Genomic DNA, 25,611 nt, shown 5'->3' on the forward strand with positions numbered 1-25,611 from the left:
GCGTGTGGGACGCGGGATGGTCCCTCGGTAATCGGGCTGCACCAAACTGCCCGGAGGGGCGTAAGACATACGTCGTTTGGGGACGTTTACGTTCCCACGCTCCGGCGTAAGGTTTGGCAAGATGCACTCGAACGAATTCGAATCCCAGCGACGCGCCCGCAGCGATAACCGCCTAATTTGATTGCGCTACAAAGAGGATTTCCAGAGGAGCTGCCTATGACCAATAAGAACTGGAAGCAGCCATCCTTCCTCGCCAACCACAGCATCCTCAGCCATGCGTGCTTGTGGGGTGGTGGAATAGAATGACGAGCAAGCATGCGAAACGCCATCTGTGTCCCGCGACAACTCTGCGTTCGCGAGGTTCCAGCTCGATAAACGGTAGCCGGAGAGAGATCGACGGCTCTCCTTTTTATTCACGTAGACCAGGCCAGATCGCTAGCGGCGCAGCTGTGAGACGACGACGGAAAGCCTTGACTGCGCGATCGAAAGTCGCAGTTCCGTCCTCCAACGGGCAAAGAGACATGCGATGACATCGATCGGCGCGAAGATTGTCACCGGCGCAGCTTGGACAGCAGTCGAAACATGGGGGCGGCAAGCAGCCATGTTTGCCGTTTTTGTCGTATTGGCCAGGCACCTCGGACCTGAAGCATTCGGCCTCGCCGCCCTCTCCATGGTTGTACCCGTCATTCTTGCTGTTCCGGTCACGACCGGAATACCGGAGGCACTCATTCAGCATCCTAAAATTGAGTCCTTACACTTTGACTCGGCCTTCTGGCTTCTCGCCGCGAGCGGCGCGGTGATTAGCGGGCTCATCTGGATGTCTGCCGGTTTGATTGCTGCAGCGTTCGGACAGCCCATTCTCGAAGATCTCATCCGCTGGAGCAGCGTGGTCGTCGTAATCCAGGCCCTCTCGTCGGTACCTGCGGCTGTGTTGAAGCGCCAACTCGAGTTCCGCTTGTTCGCGTTGCGTACGCTTGCCGGCACCGTCGTCGGCGGCACACTCGGCATCGTCTTGGCAATAGGCGGTTTCGGCGTATGGAGCATGATTTGGATGCACCTTGCAAAAGCGACTGTGGAAACCGCTGTCCTGCTCGTTGGCAGTTCTTGGCGACCCCGTCTGACCTTCTCCTATGCAAAGGTTCGTGACCTATTAGGATTTGGTGGCCCGCTTATCGTCCAGACTTTTTGGAGTTTTTTGAATGAGGAAATTCCAAAGGTCCTACTCGGTACGTTCCTCGGCCCCCACGCGGTCGGAGTCTATGCTCTCGCCCGTCGTCCGCTCGACCTTCTGGTGCAAGTATTCCTCAGTCCGCTGATGGCTGTCACTATGCCCACCGTGGCACGGATTCAAGATCAACCCGAAAAGATCGACCGCTTCTTCAACACGACCGTCCGCATCGCCGGGATAGCGGGGTTTCCTGCATTCATCGGATTTGCCGCGATCGCACCGATCGCGGTTCCCTTTATCTTCGGCCCCCAATGGGCCAGCGGGGTCGTCGCTGTCCAGATTCTCATGCTGCTGGGCCTGCAACGCACGATTGACAGCCTCTGCGCGTTTACGATCCTTGCAATGGGTCACTCCAGGTTGATCCTGAAGTTGAACATAGCCTACTCTGTTGTCGCAACGATGCTGTTGTCCGTCACTGCGCAGATCAGCCTCGAGATGACAATGGTGGCGCTCGTAGCCTGCGGCCTGGTCCTCCTACCAATCTTCCTCTTCTACGCTCAGCGCATCGCGCGTATCGACGTGCTGAGACCCCTTGAGATCTTCCCACGACTGGCTCTCGCCGCCCTCCTGATGTTCGGCGCCGTCAGCGCGTGGCTAAGCAGCGCGCCTGAGCACGCCTCACAGGAGACGCTTCTTATTAGCGCAATTGTCCTTGGAGCCGCTGTCTATTGTACGGCTCTCTTCGTGCTGGTGCGCTCTGACCTGTTCAATGCGCGAGACTTGTTCCTCAGGCTTCGCGGCTAGTTTGGTGTCGGGCGCGACCTGTAGAAGAACCCGGGGAAATAGGAGCCCTTCCAGCCGGCGCCGGTGGCGCCCCCAACCTCTCGGCGGCAAAGCCAATCATCTCGCGCAAGAGATCGGAATCCGGAGTCTTCTCCTCGAGCGCGCGCAAGTTCTGTCGATGACCACCGCAAAGCCGCTCGATCGCAACAGCGCTATCGAGGGCGCGCTCGCGAGCGGCGTCGCTACCGCCGAGCTACACCACCTGTGGGGACGCGACCGTGACCAGTACCTCTTCATCGAAGCAAGCCTCCCGAAACCGGGATGACCGCTGGTCTTTCAAGACTGGAAGGATTGATACGTTGGTCCGCCGCTTCGACCAAAACTATCGCGACAAAGTCGCCTGGTGGCGCGATTACCCATTACCTTGCCTGGGGTGCGGGATCAAACGGTATCACTTTCGTCAACGTCGTTCCCGAGGGCGCGCGGATAAGCGCTCTGGTCGACGTCAACCCGCACAAGCAAGAGCGCTTTGCTCCAGGCACAGGCACAGCTGTGGTTGGGCCGGAGAGCCTACGCGGCCGACCCGTGCGGTCAATCATCGTGATGACCGCTCTATCGAGACGAAGTTGCCCAGGCGGCACACAAGCTTGGTCTCGCGCCCGATATCATCGTTGCCTGAGCCGGCGACCCAGACTTTGCGGCTGACGGCCTGACTTAACCACTCCTTCGACGTCGATCCGTTGCAGGTTGACCGGCCTCAGCCAGCAGTGTCGCGTATAGTCGGTCGAGCGGCGCATAAACTGCGGCCATCTAAGTGGCGTCTTGGGCAGCGCCCGCCAAAGGGACAGCGAGTTAAGGCCGATCAGAAAGCGAGACCGGATGAGCTGCCCGCGCCGGTCCACCGCTGCATAGGTTACGAACCCGCGAAACGCAGCGCCGAACCTCTTCAGCACAGCATCAACCTGCACGTCATAACGCTCGTTGGCGGCGAAACCTTGAAGCGACTTTGTTGTCCCGACGGGCCGCGTGTGTCTCACAACGACATCGTCAACGATGGCGTACCGCAACCAAGGCATGTCAGTCAGGCGGGTCCAAAGAAGGTCTATTCCCGTCTCGTAGCCGAGCCCGAACAATTTCAATGCCGTTTGCAGGCACCTGGCGCTGAACACCGGGCACATCATCTCGACCGTGTTGGTATATCGCAATAAATATCGCTTGCCGATGACAAGCGTCGCTGCGTAGGAGAAATAGCTGTCCCAAGACAGTGCTGGCTGAAACAGATCAAGTTTATAGCGGCGGCCTATGGCGAACAGACGATTCAAGTCCAGCTTCGTCGTCTCGATGTCATCGTCGATCAGTGCAATGAGATCATATCGCATCACAATTTCAGGGTAGCATTGAAACAAGGCATGATAGCCGGCGATCTTGCGCCCCGGGAGAAATACGCTGAACTCGTCCTGTCCATGGGAGACGCCAGCCTCGTAGGCGGCGACGAGAAGATCGAAGTCGGCGTCGCCCGCCCCCTCAGTCCAGCCGGCATGCAAAGAGCTACGCCCCGCCCGGACGATCACCAGATTTCTCTTGCCCGAGCCCTCCGGCAATTTTCGGAAGGCTGACACTGTTGAGGCCGCGGGCGTGACTTGGCGAAGGTTCATACAAAGCCTCCCGACGGGCGTCGCACCAGATCACTCGTTTCTAGCCAGGCGATCGGTTTGACACGGCATGAATGCGTTTCAGCGCTCCCAGGCCGGCGCCGCGGAGCTTGGTACGAAGCTGCGGAGATATGGCGCCTACAAGCTCCAGGAACAATCTTGCGATAAGCAGCGGATCCAAGATCCACGCAACCAGATGAAGCAGTGTCATGCCCAACGGTGCTGTGCGCCTGTGCCGATAGGCAATTGCGACGAGGTGTTTTAGCCGCCTCGACAATTCAAAGGCATTCGCCGCGGAGTCACCAGGATTTTGCCAAGCCAATCGCTCGGAGCTTGGCAACCGCACCGAGCGCGTCGGATGGTCACGGCTGTACAGTATCGCGTTGGGCGCATGAACAAACGTCCCGAGAAGAGCCATCTCGGCCAGAAGCGCACAATCGGAGCCGTAGTAGGGCTCGTGCAATGTCGTCTTGGCTAAGGATTCCCGACGCCAAAGGCCGAACATCGCAGCATCCCAACCGTGCGCAGCAACCATCAACCGGAAGCGGGATGCGGGCCACGGTCCTTCCATGTCCGGCAGCACCCTTTCGACATAGGAAGTGAGCTGCCCTGTCTCGTCGATTCCCAGCAGGCGCGGGTAGGCAATAACGTGGCGGGCATTCGCGTCAAGCGCACGCACGCAGTCTGTCAAGAAACCACCGCTCAAGAGGTCATCGTGCGCGCACCATTTGAAATATTCGCCTGTGCTCAGCTGGAAAGCTCGATTGAAATTGGCACCGGCGCCCAAATTGCGCGCGTTTCGGACATAACGGACGCGCTTGTCCAGCCTCGCGAATTCCAGACATATATCGGCTGTTCTATCCGTCGAAGCGTTGTCGGTGATGACGAGTTCGAAATCACCGAAGTCCTGCTCGAGGATCGACCGGATCGCTTCGGCGACGAAATTCTCGCCGTTGTAGACCGGCATACCAAGGGACACTTGCGGCGACTTAGGACGTTCCATTTCGGGTTCTTCTTTGACGAGAGAGCGCAATCAGACCGCGACGACTTCCGCTCGAAGGTCCAGCGCAATCAAGGATTGCGTCACTTCATTCAGGTATATCGGGTTCATGACGATGACGAGATCAGGGGGAGCGTCCAACAAGTCGCTTGGCGCGATGACCGGGTGCCCGGTTCCGGGCGTAAACTTGCCTTGCTTGTAGGGGTTGATGTCGACTGCTGCCCAGACTTCGTCTCCAAGCTGCAAGGTCGTCAGGAACGACACTGCCTTGGAGCCGCCGCCCCACAGGACGACCCGCCGGCCGGCGGCGTGCGCGGCGCGAATGCGCTCCTGCCAGCAAGTCTGAGCGGCTCGCACGCGGGCGGGAAAGGTTTCCGCCAAACGGTGCATCACTTCCAGATCGTGCTCGAGCGGTAGTCTCGGCGTCGTCCGGCCGGCTGACGGCCGGGCGTACTGAACGATGTACTGGTTGTCGTAGACGAGCTCCAGATCGGTAACGTCGAAACCTTCCTGGCGAAACAGGCGTGCGTGCGCGCCAGGACTGAAATAGGAGCAATGCTCGTAGTAAATGTCCCAGAACGCGCTCTCCACGAGCACACGTTTTGCATCCGGCGTCTCGAAGACCGCCCAATCCTGGGTCCTCTTGCCGATCATCTTGCGGATCAGCCGCACGAAACTCGACACCGAGCTTACGTGTTCGAGCGTGTGGCGACAGAGGACCGTATCCGCCTGGAGATGCTGGTAGTCCGGTCCGAAAAAATCGACGATGATCTTGACGTCGCCGTACTCGTCATTACGGCCTTTGTCGGCTCGATAAGCTGGATCGATGCCGAGCCCGGTGGCGCCGGCCGTCATGCAAAGTTCGCGGAGAAATTCACCCTTGCCGCAGCCGATCTCTAACACGTGCTTGCCGGCTATCGCACATTTTTGTGCAATCTCGCGTGCAAGTCCCTTCGCGAAATTGTTGAAGGTGCTGGAAAAATGCTGGGATTCCTCGAAGTTGGTGGAGTACCCCATGATCGTCTCGTCAAAGGCCCTGTTGAATATGAACCCGCATGCTTCGCAGAATGCGAGGTCAAGGTCGCGACGAGGAAAGGCATGGGCTTCTTGGGCCGAGTTAAGCAGGACGCAACTATGCACCGGGATGGCTTCGACCCGGTAGATTGACCGGCTGACTGGCGCCGAGCAGCACGGGCACACGGCCGATCGAAGCGTTTTGCTGTTACTTGCCATGGGAAGGTCAAATGAGTTCATTGTAGAATTGGCTCGACAAGTGAACCGGTTATATCGCGCGTCGAGCTCTCGGCTCCGAAGAGTTCATTGTACTCGGTTGCGCGAGCGAGTTGGACAGACTGGGCCAGGCCAAGGGCGTCGAGAATCGCCAGGTCGAATCTTTCCTCGGAGAACCGGGTCGCGTTCATGCGACAGGCGTGCGGCGTAATGGACAGTGCATTTTTCTCGAATAGATCAATGGCCCCAGCTACGGAATCGACGGCCTGACGGTCGAAGAGCACACCTGTCGGATGGGCGCTCTCGCCAAGCGGCCGGACAATGTCGCGCGCACCTCCGCGGCCGAAGGCGATCAATGGAGTACCACACGCTTGGGCCTCGGCAAGCGTTATCCCGAAATCCTCGCATCCAGCGAACACCATCGCACGAGCATTGGCGATTTTTTCGATGTATTCATGCCGCGGCAGATAACCGGTGAAGACTATGTTGGAGCCGGCAAGCGATCGCAGATGCTTGGATTGTACTTCGTCGCCTACAACAACCAGGCGACGCGACGGCGTTTTGCTGAACGCCTCGATTATCAGATCCGTACGCTTATACGGGGCGTGGAACGCGGCCGTGACGTAGTAGTCATCCTTGTTGACCACGAATTTAAGATCCTCGATGGCGACCGGCGGATGGACTACCCGCGCGTCGCGGCCGTAAATCCGTTCGATTCGAGAGCGGACATAATTCGAGTTTGCCAGCATCAGGTCAGGACCATGTGCCGTTCGGGTGTCCCAGGTCCGCAGCCTGTGAAGCATGTAACGAAAGGCTAGACCTTTTGGTCCAAATCCCAGGCCGGCTTGCTGCAAATAGGAGAATTGTTCGTCCCACGCATACCGCACCGGACTGTGCACATAGCACAGGTGTAGTTGGTCTGGGCGAGTCAGAACGCCTCGAGAGAATGCGGCCGAAGAGGAAATTACCGCGTCATAACCCGTGACATCAAATTGTTCGATCATAAACGGACAGAGAAAGAAAAGTGACCTGTAGTACTTTTCCACGAACGGAAGTCGATTCATGCCGGAAACGTGGAAAATTACGCCTGGAAAATACTCTTCCTTGATTTCCTTCGGGAGAAAATCAAAGAGGGTGAAGACCTCGGCTCTTGGAAAAGTCTTGCAGATACGAGCAAGGACCTGCTCCCCTCCCCGAAAGTTGGGGCACCAATCATGCACGACGGCGATGCGGGCGTTGCGGTCTATCGCGGCAAATGGCGTCTTGCTGATGGATCGCAAATGTTTGGCATCACGGCCCACCATAGTGGTTGCTTTCGGCTGTCGCACATGGCGCATGCTTTGCCCCTCACGGAATGTTGGCACTTTTTTTTCCGGAATTCTTGTTGCCCGGATGCTCAGCGACTGTGTGCCGTCCGTCCCGTCCAAACAAGTTGCCTATCGGGTTAAGCGCCGCACCCTCCCGAGGCCGGATGTACTCCAACGAGGTACGTCTACTACTTCGATGGGCCTAAGCAGGCCTCAACGCTAACCTTATGCGCAGGCTGTATCGGCGCGGCCGGCGGATTAGGATCACAGCGCGCTCACTTCGCAAGCAGTGGTCGCACGCCGTATCTGTAATCCATTGCTCGCGAGGAGAGTTGATCGTCGATGAAAGTGGTGGTGATCGTCGCAACGTTTGGTCGCAAAGAACAAGTGGCTCGGCTTCTCGCACAGCTTGAGCGACAGACCCTGCTCCCTGACGCCGTGATACTGTCGGCCCCCGACGCCAGCCATATTCCCGGTAACACGGTTTGCCGGTTTCCCGTATCGCGCGTCGTCGGAAGGACCGGCTTGCCGGCGCAGCGCAACATCGCCCTCGACGTCGCAGGCGACCGTTTCGACATAATCACCTTTTTCGACGACGATTTCATTCCGGCGGACGACTACCTCGAAGGCGTATCGAAGGCGTTCAAGCAGCAGCCCGACTGGGCAGTGATGACGGGACACGTGCTTAAGGACGGCGCGACAACCGCAGGGCTCACATGGGACGAGGGCATCCAGGCGCTTCGCGAGGCCGGCCCTGCGACTGAATCGCGTGGGGTGGATCAACTCAGCGCCTATGGATGCAACATGTCGATCAGGGCCGCATTCATCAACGGCCTGCGCTTCGACGAACGGCTTGCGCTCTATGGCTGGCAGGAAGACGTTGATTTCACCAGCCAGTTGAGAGCCAGAGGGCGGGTCGTCCGTTTGCCGTCGATCCGCGGGGTTCACCTCGGCATCAAGAGCGGTCGCGTAAACGGCATCCGTTTCGGCTATTCCCAAGTGGCGAATCCGATCTACCTCGTCCGCAAAGGCACCGTCCCATCGACTTTCGCACTTAGATTGATGGGCAAAAATCTGCTCGCCAATCTCATGCGCAGCCTCTGGCCGGAATCCTACGTCGACCGGCGAGGGCGTCTGCGCGGCAATCTCCTGGCCCTTTCACATGTGGCAAGGGGCCGGGTGGAGCCCGAGTATATTCTGAAGATCTAGTGCAGAGGAAAGAGAAGATCTAGTGCAGAGGTAAGAGATGCTCCAGGAACTGCCCTTTTCAGTCGACAGCGACGCTCGCTCAAATCATCGAGTTCGGCGCCTGGGCCAGTTGTCGGCTCAGCGCAAAGGTTGGCGCATTCTCCACGTCGTGGTGTATGCGGGGATATCCCTGGCCGGCATGTTGGGTGCCTCGGCTGCAAACGACAAAGAGTATGTGCTCGGTCCGCAGGACAAGCTCCGCGTCAAGGTCTACGAATGGCGTGCGTCACGCGACAAGATTTTTGGCTGGGATGCTCTCAACGACGAGTACACGGTCGGTCCCAATGGCTCCGTTTCGCTACCGCTGGTCGGCGAAATCAAGGCCGCCGGACTCACCACCGGTGAGATCGCAAACTCGATCGGCGACAGTCTCATGAAAAGTACCGGCCTTGCCCGAAAACCGAATACGGCGGTGGAAATCGTCCAGTTCCGACCGTTCTATGTTGTCGGCAAGGTGACGCAGTCGGGAGAATTCGCATACCGGCCTGGGCTGACCGTGTTGCAGGCATTGAGCATCGCGGGCGGGTTGCGGACTCGAGAGGACAGGGACGCCAGGTTCGAGCGCGAAGTGATCCAGGGCGAAGGGGATGTGAGCCTGCTCAGACTGAACGAGGCCAGTCTCATCGCTCGCAAGGCACGACTCGAGGCGGAACTCTCGCATGCCAGCGACATTCAGTTTCCGGCCCAATTGACCTCCCGCATTCAAGACGACGTCTTTGCGATGCTCTTGAAGCAGGAGCGCCTGATCTTCCAGGCGCGCAGCGAGGGATTGGACACTCAGGTCAGGGCGCTTCATGGACTGCGCGAGTTCCTCCAGAAGGAACTTGCCTCGCTGGAAGCGCAACTCGTTTTCCTCGACAAGCAAATCGGCTCAATCCAGAAAGAGTTGACAGCGGTTTCGGCGCTTGTCGTCAAAGGCCTTGCGGCGGCCCCGCGCGAGTTTTCTCTAGAGCGGGCCCTTGCCCAGGCGCAGAGCGAGAGGTTGTCGGCGGAAACCAGTCTGCTGCGTGGGCGTCAGGAAATCAGCAAAACTGACATATCAATTCTCGAGCTCCAGGATGGGCGCAAAAATGAGGTAACGATCGACCTGCGTCAAACGCAAGCTGAGCTCGATGCTCTCGAAAGCAAGACAGAGACGGCAAGGCGGCTATTGTACGAGTCCGCGGTTTCTGCCCCGAGCCTTCTTGCCCGCCGAACTGATGCGGAGCTGGCTGCGCCGATCTACACGATTTTCCGGCCGTCGGCGGATGGTGCGACAGTGCAAATCCAAGCTAGCGAAACGAGTGCCGTCGAGCCCGGAGACACGATCAAGGTTGAAATACCACTGGCTGAGGATGAAACGGGCGCGCTGGACCTGACATCGACCGAGCGGCACGAGGCGCCGGGAATAGAACTCAAGGCAGAAACCGCCGGCGATACTGTAGGCGTTCCGTAGCCTCCCGGCGGGTCTTGCTAGAAGGATTAGGTAGCAACGCGCGACTGCTTGATGTAGATCAGGTAACTTCCTTGACCAATACACGCACTATATAGCTCTATCGCCATCGCGCTCTATGAGAGGAAAAGAGACTTCGCTATGCAAGCAACTGACCTACCGAACGTCTTCTTGACCAACACGTTCGATGAATGGATTCAACAGAAGCCATCCAAGTCTCAGACGGTTCGCTTTGCCAACAAGGTTCTCCGAAAACTTGGAATAAATCTCGTCCTCGCACCACCTGTTCGCACGGGCTGGATGACCAGTGTTGAACAGAGAATGGACATGTATCACTTGGCAGGCGCAGCGCTTTTCTACAACGTACCGGGAGACTTCTGTGAATTGGGATGCCACGAAGGCAAGTCAGCCGTGGTATTCCAACGCATACTTCAGCACTACGATCCAAGCAGGAACCTTCACTTGTATGACAGCTTCGAAGGTCTCCCGAACGCCAGTGCCGAAGACGGCCACGCCAACGCTCACAAGGGCGACATGGCCACTACGAAGGATGCGCTCATGGCAAACTTCAAGCGTTTGAATCTTCGGCAGCCTATTCTTCACCAGGGATGGTTCGAACATACGCTTCCCACACAGTTGCCGGACAAAATTGCATTTGCGCATCTGGATGGTGACCTATACGACTCGGTCAAGGTCAGCTTGGAGTATGTATATCCTCGCCTATCAAAGGGTGCTGCATGTCTGATAGACGACTACAGTGATCCTGGATTGTTCGACTCAGTCGATCTCTATCCGGGGGTAAAGAAGGCCTGCGACGAGTTCCTTAGCGATAAACCCGAAAAGGTTGCGCTTTTGTATGGTGGATTCGATAGCACTATGGGTTTCGGAGCTCATGGATACTTCCGAAAGCTCTGAGCCTAGATCGCTTTAGGCGCGGCCGGGAACAGTGCCGACCTGCGATTTAATCACCTGTTCGCTGGAATCGCGCGAATGCCGGAGCGTCCTTACAGGAGCCTCAGCAACACTGTCGTCTTCAACAGGCAAGAACCGGCTGACAAGAACGACGGCGAGAGGAATCAAGAAAACGATACCCGGGTCGGCGCCGCCGCTTGCCAGGGATCCAGCCACGAGCGCCGATAAGGCGCAAGCGCGGACACTCGACGCGATCGCGTCGACCTCGGGATCGATGCGACCGCGGCCACCCCGCACCCCCCGCACCAGCATTGCCAACAGAACTGTCATCATCGCGGTGCCGAACAGCCCCAACTGGGAAAGCACCGCGATCGGCCAACTCGAGGCGCGCGAGCTTCCCAACCCGACCCCCAGTCCACCTGTATCGAAGAAAGACTGCAGGCTTTTGTAGTTCCAGTAGCTGCGCTCTTGGCCGGAGGCTGATGTGACTTTGTTGATTACCGTGTTGTCGACAAGCTGCAAGACCGGATCGAAGAAATGCGGATAGAACAGACTGGCGGCCATCGCGGAGAGGAGCAAGGGCGGTAGCAACGCGATAAGCAGTGCCTCCCCCAACCTCAGCCGACCTGAAGCGAGCGACTTCACGATGGAAAAGACAACGGGCACGCTTACGATTGCAAGACCAACGTAGGCGGTCGACGATGTCGACAGCAGCAGGAGAACAAACAGGGCCGCTCCTAACCCCAATGCGAATTTGGATCCGGTCTTGCGCCAATAGGTGTAGGTGAACGCCAGCCCTGCCAGCGATGCCCCACCGAACGACGATGCCTCTGAAAACGCCCCCGCGATCCGCCAGAACCCAGCTTCCGTGACCTGCGTCAGCATGGCGTAGTTGGCCGTACGGATCGGGGCAAGGATGTCGCCGGCACCGAGCACCTTGCCCAGCAAATCCAGGGCGCCCATCAGCACGTGCAAGCTGAACCACAGGAAGAAGCCCCGCCTGATATCCGCTAACGTGCCGCTGCGCCGAAGCAGCAGACAGGCCGCCAGGAACGTCAGCCCTCCCAGAATAAAGTATCCCGCCTGAGAGATATTGGCCGATACCGGCGCCAAGGCCGCTTCGTAGACGCCCCTGCCGGTGCGGGAAGCGACGAAGGCGCTTGTCTGCCCTGCAAAGAGCCTCGGAAATAACAGCGCTCCGATGCAGACATAGATCATCAGCGCGCAGACGATCCATGCGGCACCTATACGAACGAAGACCGCGCCTATTTCTCTCCAGATTCCCCGTCGAGCCAGCGCGGCTACTATCACGAGCATATCAAAGACGGTAAAGATAAGCGGCGATGAACCGCCAAGCGAGGTTATTGTCCCGATTGCCGTCGCACCAAAAGCCAGCGAGGCAATCAGTGCAGTGATCAGCGACCAGCGCATATAAACGACGAGGGCCAGCAGTCCCATGCAAATCAGTGCCCCAACGAGGGAAACCTGCATTTCACACTCCGACCATCAATGATCCAGACCCTGACGGCGCCGCCGGAACCGCTGAGCTGAATGCTTGGCTTCACAAAAACCAGCGACTCTGATTTGCTTAGGATAAGGTTGGTTCTCGCAGCGTAGATTGACCCAGGGACGAGGTCGCCGTGTTGCTTGCCATTATCGGCGTTGCCGGTCTTGCCCTGACAATAGGGCTTACGTTGCGAGCGCCGGCGCTGATAGTGACGACCTTGGTGGTGATCGTCGGCAGCGTCGCTGTAGGCAGTCTTCTTCACCTGTCTGTTCCAAACACCATCCGCTCGACGTTTTATCTTGTTGTCGTCACCCAAATTGCCTACCTGGTCGGCCTTGCAATTGCCGTGCTGCGGCATCGCCCAAGGGGACAATAGAGTGGGCGACAATCCCTTGTCGGCGAAAATCGCTTGAGGCCGTTTCTGCCGCGCCCCTGACATCGCCAAGGTCAGGAGGTCTGATCGAACTTCATCATGGCCGGTATCGTCCGCATCAGGATCGAAAGATCGAGGCGTAGAGACCATGTCCGAACGTACTGCGTGTCCAGCAATACGCGATGCGAATACTCAGTCGTGTTTCTCCCGTTTATCTGCCAGAGGCCGGTCAGTCCTGGCCGCGTCTTCAAATATTCATGCGATGCGGCGCCATAGCGTTGCAATTCGTCGGCAACGACAGGACGCGGGCCGACGCAACTCATGTCGCCCCGCAAGATGTTGAACAACTGCGGCAGCTCGTCCAGGCTCGATTTGCGAAGCATCCTTCCGAAAAACAGGATACGCGGATCGCACTTCAGTTTCTGGTTGGCTGCCCATTCCTGGGCGGCTTGTGGATTGCAGCTCAGATGCCGTTGGAGCACCTCCTCGGCATTCGGTACCATGGTGCGGAACTTGTAGCAGTCGAAGACCTTTCCGTTGAATCCAATACGGTGGTGAACGAACAGCACCGGACCGCCTGTGGTGGCCTTGATCAGAAGTGGGATAAGAACCAAGATCGGACCGGCCAGAATGAGCGCTGTCGAGGCTACCATCAGATCCAGCAGCCTCTTGGCCCAACCGCCGAGAGGCTCTCGGCTTTCGGTCCGCACATCGTCGTCAATGCTTGCCGTGCGCATATCCGGCTCAAACGGAACGGCGCCATGGTCATGGCTTGCGTTGAGTTGAGGCGACGGAAGGTCTGGCGTGATCGATCGTGCGGCCGCGTCGCTGTCGCGCCGAAGAAGCGATGTCGCGGGGGGCCCGGCTCCGACCAGTAGAGCCCAGCCTTCAACAGCCAGGTCTTCGCACTGCCGCAGGTTGCTTTCGGTTACGTTGGACATCTTCCGCTTGCGCTCGATTTTCAACTTATTGCCTGCATCTTGTCGACGACGGATGATCTCCGGCAAGCAAGGAAAAGGTGGTAGATCGGGGGTTGTTTGGCAGCGTGGCCTACCCCTTAGTTGCTAGGCCGGGTACGGACGAATGGCTGCTCCGTTCAATGCCTGGCACGATATCGGAATCGATTTTTCGACTCGCGAGCCCCGAAGGGGCGCGGATTCCCTTTGACGGGCAAGTGTCGGATTGACGGGGCGGTGTCGAGACTTGCCGCGGACTCTAAAGCGCGTCGCATTTGAACGGATTCATGCGACGCGCTTTAAGGTCTTGTTTTTGATGCATCGTTATCGCAAAGCCGCTGCGCACCCTCGGTTCAAGCCGGCTTCAAGGCCGAGGGCATGCTTTTTGCGCGCGACGTGCTGCCGAGAGGAGGCCAGGATGTCAGCGCGGCGCTTGACCTGCGCGCTTCCGGTAACGCCGGGCCGAAACAGTACGAACACGTGTCATCAACACGCCAAGGACGGAGGAATTGGTGTTTTTGAGTGTCTGCGTCAGGTCTTCCAGCTGATCAAGCGACGTCACGCCCCACTGCGCCACCACAATCACGCCATCAAGAAGCGGGCAGAGAGCAAGCCCTTCGGCACCGGAACTGAACGGTGGCAGTTCAACAATGACGATACTGTAACTGCCAACTTCGTTCAGCAATTTCTCCATATTATCGGGAATCAGCAAATTCGCCCAATTCGACGCATCGTTCTTCAAATAATAAAACGATGTCTTTTCAATGAATTGGATTTGCTTGCTGATGTCTTTAGGGTTGCCGGAATCCCGATCGATCACGGTGAAATCGGAGGAAAAGAGACGTTCGTTGGCCAGTGCCGACTTATCGTCGGCGTTGATCACGAGGGTCGCCGTGCCCGACCCCCCACACAGCGCCGCCAGATTGCTTACAACGGTGCTCTTGCCGTCGCCGGGGGACACGGATGTAATTCCGATGCGACGCCCCCTTGAAGCGTTGGCCCCGGCCAGGCCCATGATCGCCTTGACGCTCCTGAGGCTGCCGCTGAATGAAGAGTCCGGGTTCCTGAGTACCTCGTCAAGCCGGCCAAAACCACCCCGCCTGAAGCTGACCGGCGGCAATTCTCCAATACAGGCCAGGCCCAGTTCGCGACGGATCTGACGCGGGGTCCTCACGTTCCGATCGAGCCCGCGTCGCGCCACGGCGAACCCGATGCCAGCTACCATCCCGGCAAGTGCGCCAAAGGCGAGGATCAGCGTCCTGCGCGGCCGACTTGCCTTCTTGGGGCTCGTCGCGGACGTGATCACGCGAGCATCGGCGATCAGATAAGGCTGTTGGTCGACCGAGTTTGTATATGCCGCGAGCAGGCTTTCATACATCTTTCGGTAGGTGTCGGCGGTAACCTCCAATTGCTCCAGCGTAATCTGGTGTGTTGGCTTTCCTTCGCTGTGTACGAGGTCCTGTCCGGCGACGGGCGTCTCGTCCTGACCGATGCTGTAGTCGTGTTTTGCGCGAAACTCCTGGGCGACCCGGGTCGCCCTGTTCATCTGATCACCGACCTCCCGCATCCGCCTTTCCAGCCATGCGATGCCTTCGCTAGCCGTTGCTGTTGTCGTTTGCACTTGCTCGCGCACGAACGCTTCTGCTGTGGCGTTTGCGACGCGTGCCGCCAATGCCGGATCGTGAGACTGGAATGTAATGTCCATTGCATAGGAGACACCGACACGCTGGACATCCAGACCATCGCTGAATATCTCCACCGCGCGACGCCGACGCTCGGATTCCAGCTGCGGCCCGTTCACCTCCAAACGATCCGGCCAGGGCAGCACGCTATGGAAGAAATCCGTCAGCGCAGCATTGCCGGCATGGAATCCGCCGGCATCGACGATGCCCATCCAGGCTCTGCGAAACCTCTCGCCGATGGTCGGACCGTCCAGATCCCTGAAGGTTGGATTGTCCAGGAGTCCAAGATCATCGATCACCATCATCGCGATCTTCTGGGAGCGCAGAACTGCAAGTTGGCTCTCGACCTGAGCGGTGTCGAGCGACAGGTTCACTTCGGCCGGTTGCTGCTGAAGGTTTCTGGGTATCTTCGGTTCGATCAGGATCTGGGTGCGCGCCGAATAAATAGGATCTGAGGTAGCAAAGTAGAATGTGGCGCAAACGATTCCGGCGACGACGAACGAAAGAATCGAGAAAAGATACTGCCGAGCAAACGAGACAACGTCAGCGAGGCTGATAAAGTCCTGCGGTGCGTCCGCCCCAAGCCATGGCTTGTGAGCAATTGCCGCCGACGGCCGGTCTAGCATGGCTTCAATCCATATCTGCAACAAAAAGAGCGGCGAACTGCAACGCTCGAGCAGCATCGCCACCGATGGGTCCCGCTACGAGCATGCAGCCGCGCCACTGTTATGATGACAACCGTTTAGCTCGATCGGCCCAACAGGTGGGCGCCAGGAAACATCTCATTGAGCTTGTAGACGACCTCCGTCCTGTTCGTCGCCTTCAGCTTCTTCATGATGTTGCGGATATGGACCTTGACCGTGCTCTCGCGAAGGTTGAGCTCATGAGCGATTATCTTGTTCGCCTTGCCACGCCTGAGAGCCTGGACGACCTCTTCTTGCCGCTCCGTGAACACACTCGCCATGGGCCTTGTCATATCGGCGGTTGTGTCGATTGCCTTGTGCTGGGCAAGCACGCTGCTTGCCGGCACAAATGTGCCGCCGGCAAGGACAAGATTTACGGCTTCAACACAGATCTCGAAACGGATCGATGAAGGGATGTAGGCTTTTGCGCCATAATTCAACGCCTTCAGAATCTGCTCCAGATCGTCGGTATCGGCCAAAATCAACACTGGAACCGGGTGGGCCTCATTCACGAGATCGGCGATTTCGCTGCCGGTCCTTGCATCTGTCACCTTTCGGCTGCCCACGTTCAGCAGAATAGCCGATATCGACAGTGCATTCTCTTGATGCCGCCACTCTTCGATCGAGCCGAACGACAGGATTTCCTTCCCGATGCCATAGGCGGTCAGGCATTGCGCAAGACATTGTCGGTCAAGCACTCGCTCGTCTAGCAGAGCCAGGCAAGATTCGGTCAAGCCATGTCTATGAAGATGTATTCCATTCCCAGCCTTGCGCGATACGAATTCAAGTGCACCGGGTGATTTGCTATCCAGTTGAATTGTCGGAACCATGAACTTACTCCCCAAACTCTACCCAACGTTTCGAGACCAGTACGATATGTACTGCAGGCAAATACTATTTGCCGCGAACGATGATCTGTTCGCGTCGCCTTCACTATAACCTCGGGATTTCCCAAGCCCCACCTTGGACAGCACTACCCCGTCCATAATGTTTATCGCCGAAAAGATGTGCCTTCACTAATTTAGGTTAATAAAAGGTAAAAAATTTTCTATCCCTTCACTTGGCCCTAGCAGTTTGGTCTAGGAGGGATGGTAGCCAGAGAACTCACCGACATCGCGTTGTTTGCCAGGCGCGGCGGACCGTCGCTAAAGACAGCGGGCGTCGCCGATGGCAGCGCGGCTTCAAGGCGCGTCGCACCGCCTTTGCATCGTGCGCCAAAGTAAGTGTCAACCATCGATATACCTGTCATCGAACTCGGCAAACTTCGTTACGCCCAGCCGATCCAGCACGCGGACGTGACCTTGGCGGAACTCCAGAAACCCGCGTTCCCGTAATTCCCGCAGCATTCGATTGACATGGACCGGCGTCAGGCCGAGCGCGTCCGCGAGGTCATACTGGGTGAGAGGGCATGCAAAGCCAGTGCGGCTGGCAGCGCCGACGCGCTCCAAGCGCGCTCTCAGCTCGAGCAGCAAGTGCGCTGTACGCGCCAAGGCGCTGCGTCGGCCTATATTGGTGAGGTGTTGGGCAACAAGCGCTCGCTGGCGCGCCAGCGTTTCAAGAAAAAGCGAGGCTATGTGGGGCGACTTCGCTGCTCCAAGAGCAAGCGTCTTGGCCGAGGCTTCCAGCACCGCAAGGTCGGATTGAGCCACAAATGTCTGGAGAGCAGCGCCCGTATACGTCTGTGGCAGGACAATGTCGCCCTTCAGGGCAAAGTCCAAAATCTGTCGCTGTCCCCCGGCAAGGTCATGAGAAATGCAACCCCAGCCAGACTCGATTATGAAGACGCGATCGCCGTCCTCCCCCTGATTGACGATAGCGGTCTGCGCCGCATATCGCTTCGGCATGAAGCCTAGCGCCTTGATGTACGCCTTATCGTCGCTTTTGACTGCGACTGACGTCGGACGGTTTTCATTCTCACTCAATGAAAGGCTTGTAGCATACGTCATTCGAACCCCGCCAATCCTCCCCTTATACCCTCCCTACGCAAAAACGTACTCCAGCTTTGACGTGTTGAGTACCCTGCACGGGCTACAACCATTGGGTGATATTGCACTGCACTCTCACAAAAAAGCAAGGATCACACCTGATCGAGCGCAGTAGGACCCGAATTCATCATAAAGCTCGACCGACGTTCTGCACCATCCATTCGAATGGTGAGGTCTCCGGCGGTCGGAAGCGATTGATGGACACCGTGCAACTTTCGACCACGCCACCCTTCCGGATGCTTACGGCTTTCGGCGTGACTGGCTAGCCTACCGACAGCAAGGCCAGGCATTGCTGCTGACTTGCGGTCGCGCTTAAGTTGTCGGGGGCGAACCGGCGGTCGTTCAACATCGGGCGGAACGTGCCGCTACCCCATCCTGCAACCTTCTGATTTCACTCCCAGATAGCACCTCGGGTTCCGCCAGATCGAGCAGCACCGGGTCACTCAAGTGCAACCGCTGCAGGCCAGATGCCTCACAAAGCCGGCAGGTCGCGCTGGGCCCGGTACGAGAATTCCTCATTGCGGTGACAAGGTTTGAACGGACGAGAGCGTTCATTCACAGATTCGGCCACTTCGGCTCGATGAGTAACGCTGCAGTTTCAGGACCGGAACGCGTCGATTGACCGTCCCTCTTTCGAGCCAAACTGTCTCTGGGTTCAGCCGCGACACAGGCGCGAGTACTCCATTCGCGTTAGCTCTGAAGCCCCAATTGCCTCGCACGTGCGAAGAGACGCTCGCCACGCACCCTAAAGAGGGCGACGCGCTTCAGGGCGAGCGGCCGCCTCAACCGCCCTGTTGCGCTCCATAGGGTTGGTGCTCCCGCCAAGTCGCGGTGGCTCCGGTTGCGGCTTGCGGCCGGATTGGTCCGCCCTGGAGGACCGATACTCAGGTCACGCCGAAATTGTCGCCTTGCTCGGCCCGTGATTATCGATGTAGTCGCCCGGATCCCCTGCTCACCACGCAAAAGCCATGGGATTTCCTACCCTCCTCTCGGAGACGCGCTAAACTGCCATTTGATCTCGCTTGGCGTCGGGTCTAGGAAACTCTCGCCTGATGGCGTTTTGAATCCGCTTTTCCAAGGACATGACCGCCATGCTCAAACCCAAAACGCATAGCATAGACAGTACAAAGGCAAGGGGCGTCGAAAAACCTAATGAAAACAACCACCAGACCACAACCATTCCAACCGAGTAATGATTCAGATATACTGGATAGCTAATTCCCCCAATGTATCTCACAAAATTCCGGTAGCCTGAAATATTGTATTTAATGACTTCATTATACCTTATTCCTGCTGCCATTGCATACATGCACATCAACCACACAATCACCGCGGCGGTTTTATATGCATAACCGCGTTCAACCGACATAAAAATTTCAGCAGTGCCCATACAGCCAAAAAACAATATCAATATCGTCTTCCCCGCATGTCCCATTTCGCTACGGCCGTCGCCGCCGTTCCTGACAAGAAAGATGATCATGCCGGTCGCGAAGAAAACGCCGTGCTGCAGCAGAAGCAGTTTGAAGGGGAACCGCGAAAGCACTGATATCGCTTCTTCCGGCCGCGTGGACGGCGGCAGCAAGTGCAACCCGGAGAGAATGAGAAGGTATACCGAGCTCGAAAACCCTATTATTTTGGCCAGATCATAGAGTGATAAGCGAAACCTCGACAAAATTGACGCGGCCACCAGGACGTAGAATACGGCCTCGACGACGAGCGACCATACGACCCCGTCGATATAAGGGCCCTTGGGAGACAAGGTTACCGATCTGAAAAAATCCATCAGAAGATGGGAAAAATCCTCGCCATAGAGAGCTCGTGCGGCCAAGCTGACGAGCGCGGACAGCCACAGGGCGGGCAAAATACGCGTAGCGCGCGTGCGCGCGAAGCGCAGCGCTTGCGACGCGCCCCCTTCGCCTGCAGCGCTCATGGCAATGACGAACCCGGAAATTACGAAAAAAACTTCGACCCCTACAGCACCCAAACCGGCAAACGCCGACAGAAAACCGAAGGCGACATCGCTTCCCTCGGTGACTGACGCACTGCTCCAGGCGAATGTCGCGAAATGGTTCAGCAGCACCAAGAGCGCTGCAAAAATGCGCAAGAAGTCCATGACGTGGTAGTGGACATTGCGTTCCATATAATGTTTCCGAACCTTGCCAGAGGCCAAGGTCGAATACTATCGTGAAACGGTCAGCACACCTGCTACTACATTCGGACATAGCCGAATTGATTAACCGTCGGATATGTCCTGTTTCGTGGGCAGATCCACCGAACTGCCACGCCTGGATTGCTCGGCGCCTTGATATGTTGAGCAGCGTTGCGTCCGATCGTTGCCATTGACGAAGAATTCTAGGCGCCGTCTTCAAGGTGACCGCATGGCTGTTGCTCATCGCTGGCTTGGCCGCGACCTCGCAAGGAATAGCTGGATGAGACTGTGGCGGTGACGCTCCTACCCTCCACCCGCTCTACTCCTAATTGGTGTCGCCCTCCTAAATGATGCCGTGCTAATGTTCTAGCCGGCTTGGGAGGTTCCAATCGACCTCATTGCGAATGTTTTTGCCGGCACGTGGGCTGCCGGGGTGCTTGCCGCCATCTGGTATGTCTGGACGCGGCACTCGCTGCCCGTTGCCGAAAACAAGCAGGACCGCGATTTGCGGGAATGGCTGGACGGGCAGATGTAGAGGGCGCTTGTGCCGGGGCGAAGCAGCGCCCGACCCTGGTCGAAACGATACGGGCTGTCCCGGCGCCCGCGAAGAGCGCGCCCAACCCGGTGTTCGGCGAGGTCGTGCCGCAGCAGGGCGCGAAGACCGGCCGTCAGGGCGGGAACCCCAAGCGGCGTTAGGCATCGCCACCGCCAGCCGCTGGGGCTTTTTGACTGGGCTACCGGCTCGCCGAGCGCGAAAGAGCAGCCTCCGTTTGATCGGCACTGCTCAGGAATTCGTTGCGTTCGGCTATCCACAGATCCGCATAGTCGACATTCTGCCACTCGGCAAACCACGGACCGCCACTTGTATAGTGGACCGCCTTGGGTGTGCCATGCGCCGGCTTTTCGTTCCAACCTTCAAGCCAGTTCCACTCTACCGGCAGCGAGCCCAAATCCTCATCGGCGACCCACTGCATTCGATGGAGGTAGGCGCCACTTTCGCGGTTCACGACCTCCGGCGTAAGCGATTTAACCGAAGGGTGCGCGCAATTGAACAGCATCAGCGAGGACCAGTTTTTTCGTGGGTAGGATGTCTGAACAACGCCATCCATCTTGGTGGTAGCCTTCGGCGTATAGTCGTGCTGGACGCAATAGACCGCCTTATTCGACTTCGTGTATTCCAGCAATCCTGCGACGTCACCTAGCCACAGGAAGTCGCAATCGCAGAACAAAGCCCAACCCGTATAGTCGGCGAGAAAAGGCGTGAGAAACCGCGTATAAGTGAACTCTGTTGACGCGAGCGGATCTTTTTCCCTCCAATACAGGTCACGGGCACGCAGCTCGTCCTGTTTGATTGGAATGACGGAGACAGGCACCGAAGCGTTTTTGAGCAAAGAGTGCCGCGCCACGTCGTAGGCGATCGGCTCGCGGCTGTCCCATCCAACGAATACCCTAAACGCATCAGTCATATTCAGTACCTTGGCTCCAATTTCAAAACGGTCATACACTAACCATCTGGCAACAGCTCGGCAACAATGGCGCGGAAATTAGCCAGGGCGATTTCTGAAGCCCGCGGATTTGCCCTTCACCCCGGCCCGGCTCTCCTCGGCGCACCTCGACTTGCCGCCCAACGCGACAAGCGCCCATTTCTGATAGGTGTAGCCGGCCGAATAAGCGGCGACCATCGCACCGGTCGAACCGTCCAGAAACCCCAGCCTGAAGACATAGCTGTTCATATAAGCCCAGACCGAGCGCAAAACCGCCTTGCTGATCGAGCTTTTTTTCCCCTCGGCAAGCAGCCGCGCGGCGGACGCTTGCGCGTATCTGCCGATCTTGTCATGCGCATCCGCCAGGTCGGCGATCGAGTCATGCTCCATGGGATGGGACAATCGCGAGATCTTGCCATTCACCACCACCTTCTCATGCACGGTGTCGTTGCTGAAGCGGCCGGACTGGCGACGGAAAAGCCTAAGCACCAGATCGGGCGACCAGCCGCCATGGCGGACAATGCGCCCACAAAAGCGCGATCGTCTTGGTATTTCGAAGCCGTCACAGCCTTTCGGGTTGGCGATGGCGGCCCTGATTTCCGCGGCCAGCGGCGGCTCGACCCATTCGTCGGCATCAAGCGAAAGGACCCAATCGCCTGTCGCCGAGGCGAGGGCGCGGTTTTTTTGCGCGCCGAAACCCGGCCAATCGAGGGTGATCAGCACCTTGGCCCCGAGCCCGCTGGCGATTTCCCTGGTCTGATCGGTACTGTTATTGTCGAGGACGACGATTTCGTCGGCAAAATGTACCGAGCGAAGGCAACGTGCAATGCACGCTTCCTCATTGCGGCTGATTATGACGACTGAGAGCGCAGGCACGGTCAGACGGTTCCGGCATCAAAACTGCAACTGTTGTTCAAATGAAACTGTCCCCCCGGCCGGTTGGCGCTCTGGTGATACTAACGGATTCAAAAAATATGTCGAAAATTATTTCAGGTCGAGATTTTCGTACAGCGCTATCATTCTCCTGATCATGACGTTGAAATCGTAGTGTTCGGCTGCCGCCCTGACCCTGACCGCAGTCTCAGGCCGTGACGACAGCTGCAGCGCGCGGGCAAGCCCGGCGGCGAGGTCGTCTACGCCTGCTGCGTCGCAAACAAGCGTCGGCTCGAAGCGATCGACAAGCTCGCGCGCCCCGCACCCGGTGCTGACCACGGCGGGCAAGCCGCTGGCCATGGCTTCGATCACGACTGTGCCGAATGGATCATAGATGGAAGGCAGCACGGCAATGTCGGCGGCGCCGTACCATGGCAGCGTATCTTTTTGCGGCCCCAGCATGCGGAGCCTTGCACCAAGACTAAGCCTGTCGCCGGCCTGCTTGAAGGCATCGGCGCGCGAATCGTGGCCAATGACCCATAACTCCGGCTCACCATCGAGCATTGCGACAGACTTCATCAAGGCAAGAAGTCCTTTTCGCGCAAAACCCGAGCCTACGAAGAGAACGACCGGCCTGTCATCGTTGACGCCAAGCCGTGAGCGGACCACGGCCCGATGCTGTTGGCGCAACTTAGGGTTGAAGAGGTCCAGGTCGACCCCGTTGGGGATATGGTGCACGCGCTCGGCCGGATAGTCGTAGTGACGGACAACGTCCTCAGCCACCATTTTCGAAATGGCAATCACCGCTTTAAGCCGTGGGCTGGCATAGGTCGCGCGCTCGAGGCGCAGCGTCTGGCGGTGAAACGGGCTCAGCGCCATCGCTGCCCTGCCAAGCCGCGTCTCGAAACGCCGTCGCTCGGCAAGATAGGCGGCATGGACGCCTTCCCCAGCCCGGAAGACGTCGCAGCACGGAAGGCGATCGTTGCTCTGCACCAGGGCCGGCGGCATTTCGGCGATCTTGCTGCAGGCGGCTCGAGCAAAGGACGTCGCCCGCAGGTAGCGGGGAAAGCGGCGGCCGGCGCACTGGATGAACTCTATGCCTTCGTGTCGCGGCCAGTCGCCTGACAGCACGGCCACCGGCCGTTGACGCGCGGCGAACGCCGCCATGATGTTTTCCAGCATGATCTCGCCTCCGCCAAAGGGCGCGTAGCGCTGGCGCACGAACAGGATCGGACGGTCGGATTGATTTTCGATGCCACGATATCCCGCGTGCATTGGGTCTGCGCTCCCGCCCCATTGCCATCCTAGATGTCTATAGGGGTCGGCGCGCGTCGGCAACAGTTGGAAAGCTAACCGCTGATTGTTCACTGCTGCTTGCGATTTGCCTAACGGTGCTGCATGTAGAAATTAACTGCAAACAGCGGATCAGCGCCAGCTCCAGCCGGGCGGTGATCGCCATGAGGGGAATCGACGGCTTGAGCAAAGCAACCTGGCCCGCCATTGTCCGCCGGACGATTACCGACACCGCCATATATCGGCTGAGACACACCTTCGGAAGACGGGCAGAAGTGTCATCGCTGCGGCCGATAACGCCCCTTAAAGCGAATGACCTGCCTTTGATCCTCGTCATCCGCAACGAGGCGGACAGGTTACGCCCGTTCCTGAAGCACTATCGCGAACTCGGCGTCACCAGATTCGCCGTCCTCGATGATCGCTCGACCGACGGCACAGCTGAGCTTCTCGCCGAGCAGCCAGATGTCGATCTATTCAGCTCGCCGATCACCTATTCGCAGTCGGACCTGGGCAACCTTTGGCGGCAGCGTATTGTGCAGATTTATGGTCAGCCTCGCTGGTATCTGACCGTGGATGCGGACGAATACCTTGTCTATGACGGCATGGATCAGCATCCGCTCGGTGCGATGGCCGACTGGCTCAAGCGGCGCGGAATGACACGCCTGCTGGCGCCGATGATCGACATGTATCCGAGCGGAAACATCTGGGACGTACCCTTCGATCCCATCGTGCCGCCTTGGCAAGTTGCGGACCATTTCGACGGCAGCGGCTATGAGGTGACGAGGAGCCCTCGGCATCTCAAGATCACAGGCGGCCCGAGGACCCGGCTTTTCGCCAGGCAGCACAAGTTGACCAAGTTTCCTCTGATATATGTTGATCGCCCGACGATTTTTACATCGATTCACTCACCGCTGCCTTACTGGCGAAACTATATAAAGGGATTGGGCGGCCTGCTTCATTTCAAGTTCTTCGCCGATTTCAACGACAAGGCGCAGGTCGCGGTGGCTGAAGGTCAGTATTGGAACGGCGCTTCCAAATATCGCCAGTATCATGAGGTATCGAGCGGTAAAGCCGCTCTCAGCGCGATGAGCGAACAGTCAATGCTGTACGAAGGAGCTCACAGCCTGTTCAAAACGGGTTTGATCGACAAAATCGATTGGTAGACGGCATCTCCAGCACATGCCGAACCGACATCATGCATAACCGAATGCTTTCATAAGCTGGGCACCTCGTCCTTGTACTAGGTCCTGTAACTCGGCGTTTCCAAGTTCGGAGCGCCATCTCCCGCTTCCGTCGTAGATCGGCTGATTGACCTGTTGGTTCCGGAGCACCTCATGTTGCGTCTCGACGCTGGCGTCGGTCGGCTTGAACCATTGCTGCGGGTTCTTGTGGTAGTCGAGGAGATCCGGGCTGAAGGTCACATCGAGAAAGCCGCAGATCTGCTCAACGACTTTGGCCGGATTCTCGACCAGATCCTCATAGCGATAGATCAGCACATCTGGCTTTCCCCGTTCCGCAAAAACCAGCGCATTGTCGTTGATCCAGCGGTCGAGAGCCTCCTTTGGGTCGCCAAGTCGTTTGATCAGGGACGCTACGACGTCGCGCCCATCTCGCACCGGCATGACGAAACGCGCGCCGGGCACGAGCCGGCGAATGCGGGCGACACGGCGGATATGCCGCGGTGTCTTTTCAAGCAGCACGTTCTTTCCAGCATCGAGCGCCGCCCGCTTCAGTTTCCAGAAGCGGAACATGGCCAGTGGCGTCCACTTGAAGAAAATGTTGGTTTCCTGGAGCGGCAGGTAGACGTCGGGATGCGACGCAAGGATCGTCGCAATCAACGTCGTCCCGCTATGGCCGCAGCCGCAAATGAATCCGGTCCGCGTCACCATGTCGG

The 25,611-nt window shown here is 57.9% G+C and carries 23 protein-coding genes; 9 read left to right on the plus strand and 14 right to left on the minus strand.

Translation table 11 applies throughout. From position 1 onward, the window contains the following. Positions 1-526 precede the first annotated feature (526 nt). The 3 genes from AC0L2C_RS00315 (at position 527) to AC0L2C_RS00325 (ending at position 2,656) form a co-directional block, all read left to right on the plus strand. A complete protein-coding gene (locus AC0L2C_RS00315; RefSeq protein WP_128245263.1) occupies positions 527-1,972 on the plus strand; it encodes a lipopolysaccharide biosynthesis protein in 1,446 nt (481 codons plus the stop codon). 157 nt (positions 1,973-2,129) lie between these two features. Beyond that, positions 2,130-2,276 carry a hypothetical protein gene (locus AC0L2C_RS00320; RefSeq protein WP_287061281.1) on the plus strand — a complete coding sequence of 49 codons (147 nt, stop codon included), beginning with the start codon at positions 2,130-2,132 and terminating at the stop codon, positions 2,274-2,276. After that, a complete protein-coding gene (locus tag AC0L2C_RS00325; protein WP_128245262.1) occupies positions 2,273-2,656 on the plus strand; it encodes a Rossmann-fold NAD(P)-binding domain-containing protein in 384 nt (127 codons plus the stop codon). Before AC0L2C_RS00320 ends, AC0L2C_RS00325 begins: the two co-directional genes overlap by 4 nt. Here AC0L2C_RS00325 and AC0L2C_RS00330 read toward each other — a convergent pair. Genes AC0L2C_RS00330 through AC0L2C_RS00345 form a run of 4 tightly spaced genes read right to left on the minus strand, consistent with a single transcriptional unit; the run spans position 2,617 to position 7,137 of the window. Further along, positions 2,617-3,606: a hypothetical protein gene (locus AC0L2C_RS00330; RefSeq protein WP_287237082.1), complete on the minus strand. Its 990-nt coding sequence runs from the start codon at positions 3,604-3,606 to the stop codon at positions 2,617-2,619. The genes AC0L2C_RS00325 and AC0L2C_RS00330 overlap by 40 nt on opposite strands. 40 nt (positions 3,607-3,646) lie before the next feature. Further along, positions 3,647-4,606, minus strand: a complete 960-nt coding sequence (locus AC0L2C_RS00335; RefSeq protein ID WP_128245261.1) for a glycosyltransferase family 2 protein — start codon at positions 4,604-4,606, stop codon at positions 3,647-3,649. A gap of 30 nt (positions 4,607-4,636) precedes the next feature. Further along, positions 4,637-5,857 (minus strand): class I SAM-dependent methyltransferase, encoded by a 1,221-nt coding sequence (locus AC0L2C_RS00340; RefSeq protein ID WP_128245260.1) that lies wholly within the window; start codon positions 5,855-5,857, stop codon positions 4,637-4,639. After that, complete coding sequence (locus AC0L2C_RS00345; protein ID WP_419697011.1) at positions 5,854-7,137, minus strand: glycosyltransferase; 1,284 nt, start codon at positions 7,135-7,137, stop codon at positions 5,854-5,856. The genes AC0L2C_RS00340 and AC0L2C_RS00345 overlap by 4 nt, the downstream gene beginning before the upstream one ends. A gap of 345 nt (positions 7,138-7,482) precedes the next feature. Between AC0L2C_RS00345 and AC0L2C_RS00350 the strand changes: the two genes are divergently transcribed. The 3 genes from AC0L2C_RS00350 (at position 7,483) to AC0L2C_RS00360 (ending at position 10,735) form a co-directional block, all read left to right on the plus strand. Beyond that, the gene (locus AC0L2C_RS00350; protein ID WP_128245259.1) at positions 7,483-8,349 is read left to right on the plus strand and encodes a glycosyltransferase family 2 protein; all 867 of its coding nucleotides are present in this window, start codon (positions 7,483-7,485) and stop codon (positions 8,347-8,349) included. Between the two features lie 178 nt (positions 8,350-8,527). Then, positions 8,528-9,823 (plus strand): polysaccharide biosynthesis/export family protein, encoded by a 1,296-nt coding sequence (locus AC0L2C_RS00355; protein ID WP_287061611.1) that lies wholly within the window; start codon positions 8,528-8,530, stop codon positions 9,821-9,823. A 138-nt stretch (positions 9,824-9,961) separates the two neighbouring features. Continuing rightward, complete coding sequence (locus tag AC0L2C_RS00360; protein WP_287363407.1) at positions 9,962-10,735, plus strand: TylF/MycF/NovP-related O-methyltransferase; 774 nt, start codon at positions 9,962-9,964, stop codon at positions 10,733-10,735. A gap of 12 nt (positions 10,736-10,747) precedes the next feature. Here the strand turns inward: AC0L2C_RS00360 and AC0L2C_RS00365 are convergent, their stop codons facing one another. After that, positions 10,748-12,223: a hypothetical protein gene (locus AC0L2C_RS00365; protein ID WP_287237079.1), complete on the minus strand. Its 1,476-nt coding sequence runs from the start codon at positions 12,221-12,223 to the stop codon at positions 10,748-10,750. A 149-nt stretch (positions 12,224-12,372) separates the two neighbouring features. Here AC0L2C_RS00365 and AC0L2C_RS00370 point away from each other — a divergent pair, with 149 nt between their 5' ends. Next, positions 12,373-12,615, plus strand: a complete 243-nt coding sequence (locus AC0L2C_RS00370) for a hypothetical protein (RefSeq protein WP_287050091.1) — start codon at positions 12,373-12,375, stop codon at positions 12,613-12,615. Positions 12,616-12,686: 71 nt separating this feature from the next. Here AC0L2C_RS00370 and AC0L2C_RS00375 read toward each other — a convergent pair whose 3' ends face one another. The 5 genes from AC0L2C_RS00375 to AC0L2C_RS00395 all read right to left on the minus strand — a co-directional run bounded on the left by AC0L2C_RS00375 (position 12,687) and on the right by AC0L2C_RS00395 (position 20,058). Then, entirely contained in the window at positions 12,687-13,577 is an 891-nt protein-coding gene (locus tag AC0L2C_RS00375; protein ID WP_473522441.1) for a sugar transferase, read from the minus strand. 412 nt (positions 13,578-13,989) lie between these two features. After that, positions 13,990-15,933, minus strand: a complete 1,944-nt coding sequence (locus AC0L2C_RS00380; protein ID WP_473522601.1) for a GNVR domain-containing protein — start codon at positions 15,931-15,933, stop codon at positions 13,990-13,992. A 59-nt stretch (positions 15,934-15,992) separates the two neighbouring features. Continuing rightward, the gene (locus AC0L2C_RS00385) at positions 15,993-16,763 is read right to left on the minus strand and encodes a response regulator transcription factor (protein ID WP_287050089.1); all 771 of its coding nucleotides are present in this window, start codon (positions 16,761-16,763) and stop codon (positions 15,993-15,995) included. A 396-nt stretch (positions 16,764-17,159) separates the two neighbouring features. Beyond that, positions 17,160-17,879, minus strand: a complete 720-nt coding sequence (locus AC0L2C_RS00390; protein WP_287061292.1) for a Crp/Fnr family transcriptional regulator — start codon at positions 17,877-17,879, stop codon at positions 17,160-17,162. Between the two features lie 1,039 nt (positions 17,880-18,918). Continuing rightward, positions 18,919-20,058, minus strand: coding sequence for an acyltransferase family protein (locus AC0L2C_RS00395; protein WP_473522442.1), 1,140 nt, complete (start codon positions 20,056-20,058; stop codon positions 18,919-18,921). A gap of 522 nt (positions 20,059-20,580) precedes the next feature. On the opposite strand from AC0L2C_RS00395, the gene AC0L2C_RS00400 reads away from it, so the two are divergent. Then, positions 20,581-20,763, plus strand: a complete 183-nt coding sequence (locus AC0L2C_RS00400) for a hypothetical protein (protein WP_473522443.1) — start codon at positions 20,581-20,583, stop codon at positions 20,761-20,763. Between the two features lie 38 nt (positions 20,764-20,801). On the opposite strand, the gene AC0L2C_RS00405 is transcribed toward AC0L2C_RS00400, so the two are convergent. The 3 genes from AC0L2C_RS00405 to AC0L2C_RS00415 form a co-directional block, all read right to left on the minus strand. Then, positions 20,802-21,533: a glycosyltransferase gene (locus tag AC0L2C_RS00405; RefSeq protein ID WP_287061295.1), complete on the minus strand. Its 732-nt coding sequence runs from the start codon at positions 21,531-21,533 to the stop codon at positions 20,802-20,804. 78 nt (positions 21,534-21,611) lie between these two features. After that, positions 21,612-22,427, minus strand: coding sequence for a glycosyltransferase family 2 protein (locus AC0L2C_RS00410; RefSeq protein ID WP_287061296.1), 816 nt, complete (start codon positions 22,425-22,427; stop codon positions 21,612-21,614). A gap of 108 nt (positions 22,428-22,535) precedes the next feature. Continuing rightward, positions 22,536-23,699, minus strand: a complete 1,164-nt coding sequence (locus AC0L2C_RS00415) for a glycosyltransferase family 4 protein (protein ID WP_473522444.1) — start codon at positions 23,697-23,699, stop codon at positions 22,536-22,538. Positions 23,700-23,815: 116 nt separating this feature from the next. Between AC0L2C_RS00415 and AC0L2C_RS00420 the strand changes: the two genes are divergently transcribed. Next, positions 23,816-24,880 carry a glycosyltransferase family 2 protein gene (locus AC0L2C_RS00420; RefSeq protein WP_287061298.1) on the plus strand — a complete coding sequence of 355 codons (1,065 nt, stop codon included), beginning with the start codon at positions 23,816-23,818 and terminating at the stop codon, positions 24,878-24,880. A gap of 30 nt (positions 24,881-24,910) precedes the next feature. Here AC0L2C_RS00420 and AC0L2C_RS00425 read toward each other — a convergent pair whose 3' ends face one another. Then, positions 24,911-25,606: a sulfotransferase family protein gene (locus AC0L2C_RS00425; RefSeq protein WP_473522445.1), complete on the minus strand. Its 696-nt coding sequence runs from the start codon at positions 25,604-25,606 to the stop codon at positions 24,911-24,913. Between the last annotated feature and the right edge of the window lie 5 nt (positions 25,607-25,611).

The sequence above is a fragment of the Mesorhizobium sp. WSM4845 genome, from assembly GCF_055811455.1.

What these genes read in the sequence shown, in the direction of transcription:
- AC0L2C_RS00335 (WP_128245261.1), bottom strand. Translation starts at nt 4,606, where the DNA reads ATGGAACGTCCTAAGTCGCCGCAAGTGTCCCTTGGTATGCCGGTCTAC.
- AC0L2C_RS00390 (WP_287061292.1), bottom strand. Translation starts at nt 17,879, where the DNA reads ATGACGTATGCTACAAGCCTTTCATTGAGTGAGAATGAAAACCGTCCG.
- AC0L2C_RS00355 (WP_287061611.1), top strand. Translation starts at nt 8,528, where the DNA reads ATGTTGGGTGCCTCGGCTGCAAACGACAAAGAGTATGTGCTCGGTCCG.
- AC0L2C_RS00320 (WP_287061281.1), top strand. Translation starts at nt 2,130, where the DNA reads ATGACCACCGCAAAGCCGCTCGATCGCAACAGCGCTATCGAGGGCGCG.
- AC0L2C_RS00365 (WP_287237079.1), bottom strand. Translation starts at nt 12,223, where the DNA reads ATGCAGGTTTCCCTCGTTGGGGCACTGATTTGCATGGGACTGCTGGCC.
- AC0L2C_RS00405 (WP_287061295.1), bottom strand. Translation starts at nt 21,533, where the DNA reads ATGACTGATGCGTTTAGGGTATTCGTTGGATGGGACAGCCGCGAGCCG.
- AC0L2C_RS00315 (WP_128245263.1), top strand. Translation starts at nt 527, where the DNA reads ATGACATCGATCGGCGCGAAGATTGTCACCGGCGCAGCTTGGACAGCA.
- AC0L2C_RS00330 (WP_287237082.1), bottom strand. Translation starts at nt 3,606, where the DNA reads ATGAACCTTCGCCAAGTCACGCCCGCGGCCTCAACAGTGTCAGCCTTC.
- AC0L2C_RS00360 (WP_287363407.1), top strand. Translation starts at nt 9,962, where the DNA reads ATGCAAGCAACTGACCTACCGAACGTCTTCTTGACCAACACGTTCGAT.
- AC0L2C_RS00340 (WP_128245260.1), bottom strand. Translation starts at nt 5,857, where the DNA reads ATGAACTCATTTGACCTTCCCATGGCAAGTAACAGCAAAACGCTTCGA.
- AC0L2C_RS00395 (WP_473522442.1), bottom strand. Translation starts at nt 20,058, where the DNA reads ATGGAACGCAATGTCCACTACCACGTCATGGACTTCTTGCGCATTTTT.
- AC0L2C_RS00425 (WP_473522445.1), bottom strand. Translation starts at nt 25,606, where the DNA reads ATGGTGACGCGGACCGGATTCATTTGCGGCTGCGGCCATAGCGGGACG.
- AC0L2C_RS00400 (WP_473522443.1), top strand. Translation starts at nt 20,581, where the DNA reads ATGGCTGGACGGGCAGATGTAGAGGGCGCTTGTGCCGGGGCGAAGCAG.
- AC0L2C_RS00380 (WP_473522601.1), bottom strand. Translation starts at nt 15,933, where the DNA reads ATGCTGCTCGAGCGTTGCAGTTCGCCGCTCTTTTTGTTGCAGATATGG.
- AC0L2C_RS00350 (WP_128245259.1), top strand. Translation starts at nt 7,483, where the DNA reads ATGAAAGTGGTGGTGATCGTCGCAACGTTTGGTCGCAAAGAACAAGTG.
- AC0L2C_RS00415 (WP_473522444.1), bottom strand. Translation starts at nt 23,699, where the DNA reads ATGCACGCGGGATATCGTGGCATCGAAAATCAATCCGACCGTCCGATC.
- AC0L2C_RS00385 (WP_287050089.1), bottom strand. Translation starts at nt 16,763, where the DNA reads ATGGTTCCGACAATTCAACTGGATAGCAAATCACCCGGTGCACTTGAA.
- AC0L2C_RS00325 (WP_128245262.1), top strand. Translation starts at nt 2,273, where the DNA reads ATGACCGCTGGTCTTTCAAGACTGGAAGGATTGATACGTTGGTCCGCC.
- AC0L2C_RS00345 (WP_419697011.1), bottom strand. Translation starts at nt 7,137, where the DNA reads ATGGTGGGCCGTGATGCCAAACATTTGCGATCCATCAGCAAGACGCCA.